6 protein-coding genes and 2 pseudogenes are annotated in these 7,101 nt (G+C 39.8%); 6 read left to right on the forward strand and 2 right to left on the reverse strand.

Features of this window, described 5'->3' with window-relative positions:
• Positions 1–255: 255 nt before the first annotated feature.
• Both H6F92_RS21735 and H6F92_RS21740 read left to right on the forward strand, forming a co-directional pair.
• Positions 256–1,125 (forward strand): bile acid:sodium symporter family protein, encoded by an 870-nt coding sequence (locus H6F92_RS21735; RefSeq protein WP_190359452.1) that lies wholly within the window; start codon positions 256–258, stop codon positions 1,123–1,125.
• 729 nt (positions 1,126–1,854) lie between these two features.
• Complete coding sequence (locus H6F92_RS21740) at positions 1,855–3,744, forward strand: ABC-F family ATP-binding cassette domain-containing protein (RefSeq protein ID WP_190359453.1); 1,890 nt, start codon at positions 1,855–1,857, stop codon at positions 3,742–3,744.
• Between the two features lie 196 nt (positions 3,745–3,940).
• On the opposite strand, the pseudogene H6F92_RS21745 reads toward H6F92_RS21740, so the two are convergent.
• Positions 3,941–4,302, reverse strand: a pseudogene (locus tag H6F92_RS21745) (IS4 family transposase); the annotation flags it as partial.
• 349 nt (positions 4,303–4,651) lie between these two features.
• Between H6F92_RS21745 and H6F92_RS21750 the strand changes: the two are divergent.
• From H6F92_RS21750 to H6F92_RS21760, 3 genes and pseudogenes are all read left to right on the forward strand, one after another.
• Positions 4,652–5,062, forward strand: a pseudogene (locus H6F92_RS21750) (hypothetical protein).
• Between the two features lie 19 nt (positions 5,063–5,081).
• Positions 5,082–5,372, forward strand: coding sequence for a type II toxin-antitoxin system RelE/ParE family toxin (locus tag H6F92_RS21755; protein ID WP_002786284.1), 291 nt, complete (start codon positions 5,082–5,084; stop codon positions 5,370–5,372).
• A 9-nt stretch (positions 5,373–5,381) separates the two neighbouring features.
• Positions 5,382–5,672 (forward strand): addiction module antidote protein, encoded by a 291-nt coding sequence (locus tag H6F92_RS21760; RefSeq protein ID WP_190359454.1) that lies wholly within the window; start codon positions 5,382–5,384, stop codon positions 5,670–5,672.
• Positions 5,673–5,684: 12 nt separating this feature from the next.
• Here H6F92_RS21760 and H6F92_RS21765 read toward each other — a convergent pair whose 3' ends face one another.
• Entirely contained in the window at positions 5,685–6,761 is a 1,077-nt protein-coding gene (locus H6F92_RS21765) for a CHAT domain-containing protein (protein WP_242030231.1), read from the reverse strand.
• A gap of 203 nt (positions 6,762–6,964) precedes the next feature.
• Between H6F92_RS21765 and H6F92_RS21770 the strand changes: the two genes are divergently transcribed.
• On the forward strand, positions 6,965–7,101 hold a 137-nt coding region (locus H6F92_RS21770), incomplete at its 3' end, for a transposase family protein (RefSeq protein ID WP_190357953.1).

Below are 7,101 nucleotides of genomic sequence, written 5' to 3' on the forward strand. Positions count from 1 at the left end.
GTCGAAAGTGGCAGTCGCATCAGCAGTTCCCTAGCTGTGATCCCATGGTTGCCACCAAGCAACTGAAATAGGACGGGGATATCATCCCAGAGCGGGAAGGGAAACTGGACTAAAATCCCCAAGGTTTGGATTTCTCCTACAATTTAATCTCCCCTGCACACTGGGGGTTTTTTAGTCAGCAAAATCGGTAACTAGGGACACGAATAAACCAGTCAATTTATGGGAAAATAAGCTCATCTTCTCCGCTTTTATCCCATGCAAGCCGACTTTTTTACTAATATCCTCTTACCCGTTGCCCTAGGCGTTTTAATGTTAGGCATGGGATTGGGATTAATTCTCGCCGATTTTCAGCGTATCACCCGTTATCCCAAAGCAGTCCTGATCGGTTTAGTCAATCAAATTATTATTCTACCGATCGTCGGCTTTATTATTGTTTCTCTTTTGCCTCTCCGGCCAGAAATTGCCGTCGGTTTAATGATTGTCGCCATTTGCCCCATCGGTCCTTCCTCCAATGTTTTAACCTATTTAGCTAAGGGAGATGTGGCCCTTTCTGTTACTTTAACCGCTTTTAGTAGCATCATCGCCATTTTCACAATACCTTTTTTAGCTACTTTAACTCTCCAGCATTTTATGGGTGAAAGTGCCGCCATATCCCTACCCATTGTTTCCACTATGGCGCGGATATTTTTAATTATACTTTTACCGATGATTATCGGTATGACTATCCGCCATTACTTCCCTTTACTGGCCAAAAGTCTGGAACCGATAACTAATCGTTTGGCCGTAATTTTTCTAGCGGTTATTATCTGCTTATTAATCCTGAGAGAATGGCAACGTTTACCTTTATTTATCGCTCAAACTGGCATCGCAGTGATCATTTTAAATACGATTGCTTCCCTAATTGGCTTTTTCAGTGGTCGTTTATTTCAATTAACTATTCCCCAAAGAATTTGTATCGCAATTGAAGTGGGTATTCAAAGCGGAACTTTAGCTATTGCTATCACTGCTGGTTTATTAAAGAATCCCGAGCTAGCCATTCCCGCAATGGTCTATAGTTTATGGATGTATGTCAGCGCTTTTATTGCTGTTTATTATGGTCGCAAAAAAGCAGCTTTGGTAAAATAGGTAAATGGGGTGATAGGGTGATGGGGAGAAGGGAGCGGGATACTTTTTCCGTTATTAGTAAACATTACTCAGTAATAATATTCGATTATTGGTCGAGTTTTTCGGTTACTTGAATCGCTTAAAAGCTTGGCTCTGTGTTTTCTTTACTCCTCGATTAATTCATTAGACCTCTTGTGAAAATCAAAAATTGTTGTTAGGGTTAGGAGTCAGTAGCCAGTAGTCAGTAGTCAGGAGAATTAAGAATAAATAATAATCAATTAAATAATCTATTTACAGATTTTATGCCATTTAATCCTTATTTTTGCCGTTTTTGAACCCTGAAACATTAATTATGCAAGAGGTTTATTACTTTTCTTTTCTATATACTCAACTTAATCGATCGATAAATTCTCTGTTGTCATCCGTTTTTACTTGTCATTTCTGTTTTCCCGTTCCCGAGAGTAACAGAAGAGGGATAGGTTACACCTCGCAGCCTTCCCTTCCCCGCTTCAATAGCCGAGTTTGCTACTACATTAGTACAAAAGATCGGCACACATAAACAGTTATAAGATTGGTCGGGATTGACCTTTTCTCTGCAACCGAGGTGCTAAAAACTTTACTAGGCGCTTATTTCAGGTATGACAACCCTATTTGATGCCTGAACATTTCCCACTGATCAGAAACGCCGTAATCTAGCGCTTGCATTAGTCTAGACATTACAATAGAAAAGAAGGATTATTCCCAGAAATCATGACACTGCTGACGGTTCGATCGCTCAAAAAAGACTTCGGTATCAAGGAAATTCTCAAAGATGCGAGTTTTAGTCTCGATGATCGCGATAAAGTCGGCCTGATCGGTACGAATGGATCGGGAAAATCGACCCTATTGAAAATGATCGCCGGATTAGAAGCGATCGATGGTGGCGAAATTCAAATCAATTCGGGGATGAAAATCGTCTATTTACCCCAGCAACCCGATCTAGACGACGATAAAACGGTTTTAGAGCAGGTTTTCGCCGACAGTGGCGAAAGTATGACTTTAATCAAGGAATACGAGGAATTGTCCGATCGCCTTGTCCATGAGCCAGAAAATCTGGATACTATTATGGAACGTTTGTCAAGGGTTTCGCAACAAATTGATCAACTTGCCGCCTGGGATTTAGAAACCAATGCTAAAGTTATTTTAAGTAAACTGGGTATCGATAATTTTAATGCTCGCGTGGGAGATTTATCGGGGGGATATCGCAAAAGAATCGCCATCGCTACCGCACTTTTAGCCGATCCTGACTGTTTATTGATGGATGAACCCACCAACCATTTAGACGCGCTTTCCGTGGAGTGGTTACAGAGTTATTTATCCCGTTTTCGGGGAGGATTATTATTAATTACTCATGATCGCTATTTTCTCGATCGAGTGACTAATCGCATCATTGAAATCGATCGGGGAGATTTATCTACTTATGCCGGTAATTATGCCTATTATCTAGAAAAAAAAGCTTTAGCGGAAGAATCGATCGCCAGTAGTCAACGCAAACACGCGGGAGTTTTACGACGGGAATTAGAATGGTTATCCCGGGGACCAAAAGCGCGCAGTACCAAACAAAAAGCGCGGATAGATCGCATTCAAGCAATGGGGAATAAGGAATTTAAACAGGTGGAGGGAAAAGTCGATATTGCCACCGCAGGAAGACGCATCGGCAAAAAAGTTATTGAAGTAGAAAATATCTCGAAAGCTTACGGAGATCGCACTTTAATTAAAGATTTTACTTATATTTTTACCCCCGAAGATCGCATCGGTATTATTGGCAGTAACGGGGTAGGAAAATCTACTCTCATGGACATTATTACCGGGAAAACTCTCCCCGATTCAGGCACGGTTGACATCGGTTCCACTATTCATATTGGTTACTTCGATCAACAATCCGATGATCTCAATATCAATGAAAATCAAAGAGTGATCGAATATCTGAAAAGTGTAGCCGAATTAGTCAAAACCCTAGACGGTAGCGTCATCACCGCTTCCCAGATGTTAGAAAAATTTCTCTTTCCTCCCGCTCAACAGTATGCACCAATTTATAAACTTTCTGGAGGAGAAAGAAGACGCTTATTTTTACTACGAGTGTTGATGAGTGCGCCTAATGTTTTAATCTTAGATGAACCCACCAATGATCTCGATGTGCAGACTTTAGCAATTTTAGAAGAATATTTAGAGGACTTTAACGGTTGTGTGATTGTCGTTTCCCATGATCGCTATTTTCTCGATCGAGTAGTTGATACTATTTTTGCTTTTGAAACTGGGGGTAATATCCGTCAATATCCGGGTAATTATTCCCTTTATCTCGATCAGAAAAAAGAGGAGGAGGAACCAAAAGAAAAAAAAGTCACCCCAAAAACTGTTAAAGCTTCTCCGTCACCTGTCAATAAAAAAATCTCTTTTAAAGAGAAAAAAGAATACGAAGATATCGAGAAACAAATTCCTATGCTAGAAGCAAAAAAAGCCGAAATTGAACAGGTACTTTATGGAGAACCCCTGGAAGATTTTACCAAAATAACCGCTCTGACCGAAGAATTAGCTCAATTGAGTCAAAAAATTGATAATTTAACCGATCGCTGGTTAGAATTAGCAGAAAAATTAGGCTAGAATGATCCCTATTTTTCCGATCAATTTAGTTAAAACTGAGTGATAATTTCTGGTGAATCATCCCCATCCATGATCAGAGCTGCCGACTCCACCCGCAAGAGTGCCAAATTATCGTTAACCACCCCTTGAAGATAGATTTCCCCTAAGTACAGGACAAAAAATGTAAGGACTGGAGAAAAAGAGAAAAGTTAGGTAATCAAGGATTGAGAATAAGATGACGAAGGTGGTCTAAACCTAGCCGAAAAAGGCTTTTTGCTCGGCGACCATGTTTCTTGAGCGGAATTGGATTAAGATGATGTATCTCCAATCCTGTCTTGAGAGACCAGACCAAAGCTAAAGTCAGTAAGGCTAAAAGCTTACGCAGACGTTTTGGGTCAGTAAAGTGAGTAGATTCTAGACAAAACCCACGGGGCATAATCCTCAATCAGACCTGGACCATCGGGCTGTCCAATGACGATGAGCAAAGAATTATCGGGTAAGCGAAGAGCCTCCCAGCAAAAGATACCTCAGCCAGGCCTGCCCAATAAACTCACGGTCTCCACACAAGCAACGAATCTCCGCCGGGGTTGAAGGGCTTGCTTTAAGGCACTATACTGGTTCAGATGGTTTGGGAGATTGGTTCTATTTCTCATAAAACCCTACTCCCGCCTACTTTTCAAGCTTTTTGTCCTGTACTTAGACTCGTTTTATAGCGCTTTTCACGTTAGTGAGGTATCGACAAGTTTTGCAAACAAAGGGTTTAAGCTCCTTGCCCATACCTCATTCTGATGAATACTGCTATAGCGGTTCTCGCATCTGTGCGGCACACTTAAACCTTTGCTGATTAAGCTGTTCAGGATCGGGAATGTACCTCTTGTGAATCAGAAACGCTATATATTATAACAGGATTTAGTATAAGGATGGTATTATGTCAGACACAACGCAGTTAACACCAGAAAAAATTGCTCAGTACCGTATTGAATTTGCCGACAATGAGAACGCTTTAATTGCACTTGATGTGATTGAGGAATGGGAGGGAGATTTGGCGGATGCTGCTGAATCTATTGCCACTCGTAACGGTATTGAGGGGGTACAAGTTAATGCTGATTTTCGTTGGTTTGCTATTGTTCTTAATAAATGTCGTGATTCTATTTGTCAACCGAAGTATGAAACTTTGCGATAAAAATATTTACCCGCACTTATTCCCCCTTTAACAGATATTATAGCAGGATGTTTTATGTGTCCGCCGGGAGTAGCAGGACTTTTATCGACTCCAGTTGCTATTTATATTTCAGAGGAAGGAATGGATAAGTTTTGTCAAAATTGTTCTGATTCTTAAACGGTTGAACGGATAAGACATGATTGAAATTCGCCAGACTAAAACTTATTCTGAGTGGTTTAGTGGTTTGCGAGATCGCCAAGCAAAAGCGCGTATAGACATTCGTATTCGTCGTTTATCTACGGGCAATCCGGGCGATGTTAAGCCAGTAGGACAAGGTGTATCAGAACTGCGAGTTGATTATGGTCCAGGCTATCGGGTATATTTTATACAACAAGGTAAGACCTTGATTATCCTCTTGGCAGGAGGAGATAAAAAGACTCAAGAACGAGACATCAAAACAGCATTAGATTTAGCCCGTAACTTATAGGAGGTATTCATGGCTACTATCCAAACCTATCCTTGGGATGCTGCAGATCATCTGCAAACAAAAGAAGATATAGCGGCATATCTTGAAGCTGCTCTCGAAGATGGTGATCCGAGTTTAATAATAGCAGCATTAGGTGATATTGCCCGCGCTAAAGGAATAACAAATATTGCTAGTGAAACAGGGTTAGGAAGTGAAAATCTCTGCAAAGCTTTGTTGAGTGAAGGTAATCCAGAGTTTACTACAGTTATTAGGATTTTACAGGTACTTGGATTACGTCTCCAGATTGTACCCATTACCTAATTCTTCTGACTCTTAAACCCCTGTTGCGATAAATGCAGTCCAATAATAGGGATTAGCAAAGGGATAGGGTTCACGTTTAACCGCAGCTTCTAATAAGTCTTGGAATTTTCTTCTATCCCGTTTATTCTCAAAGACTCGATCGAGTAATTGCTGGCATTTTTGACTATTTTTAATTCTGGCTAATTTTTTACTGTTCAATGTTCTTAACCATGTTTGTGTATTATTTAAAACAATGGCAATACTTCCTTGATCTTGGATAGAAATCCGTTTAAGAGCGTGATAAAATTTAGTCATAAATAATGTAGTTGCTAGGGGATCTACTGTCCAAAGGGTGCTAACAACACTAGAACTACCTGCAAATAGAAAACCACTAGGTAAACCCACATATTCATCACTAATACTATCAGCTTTACTTTCAATTATACCACTTTCACAAGCAGAAAAAGTAACTAAGCGGCATTCTCTTAAGTCAAATTTTTCAAATACTTCTGCTAGGGTTAGGTTAGCTGATTTTCCTAAATTACCTTCTGGATCTGCTAAGAATAAAGCAGAGTCTCTAGGGGAGTCATCATCAAATTTACCATGACAAGAAAAGTGAATACAATGAGATTCTTGTAACTCTTGACGACGATTTTCTAGGGTTTGTTCTGATGCTTCTAATTCCCCAATAATAATGGTTTTTTCAGTGGCAAATCCTTGACTAATTCTCTCAATTTCTAGATTTACTCCTAAAAGAGGTTGTAGGTCTTTTCTGGTGGGGTTTTTAATGGCAAAAAGACGCTCGAAGTTTTCTCTCTGTGATAATTGTACCAGTTTTAAGAGTTGGCAACTGGGAACGTATCCTACACCATTAGAAAAGCGTTGATAGAGAAATTGTCCATTGTTTAAAGGTAAACAATGAAGGGGAATAATATGTAAAAACCAATGGGGAATTAGGATGAGACGAGAGCAAGATTTAGGAATCAGTTCTAACAGTTCATCAATGTGGAGAATTTCTGATAGTTGATTTAAACAATCATTAAGATTATTAATCCACTCGGTTTTATTATTTTCGTAAGCATCACGATAATTTTTAATAAAATTAATCAATTTTTCTCGATCTTCTGCTGAAGATTGCCAAACTTTAACCCCTTGTACCTCACTATTCCCCCCTTTTGAAGGGGGGTTAGGGGGGATCAAACCTTTTGAAGGGGGGTTAGGGGTAGGGCTGTTTCATTCTCCCATGAGAATATCAAAAGTAAAAGCGATCACTGTCAGGTAAAATGAGAAGTGAACGCGAACTTTTGAAACATATGTTGAGCTTAATAGAAAAACTAAAACAAGTCAAGGACTTTCGGAAAGATCAAGGAAAAAGACACCCTTTATGGATAGTATTAGTAGTAATAATACTGGGAACAATGCTAGGATACTCAGGTTATAGAGAGCTAGG

This window comes from Microcystis wesenbergii FACHB-1317 (assembly GCF_014696875.1).
Lineage (GTDB): Bacteria > Cyanobacteriota > Cyanobacteriia > Cyanobacteriales > Microcystaceae > Microcystis > Microcystis wesenbergii_A.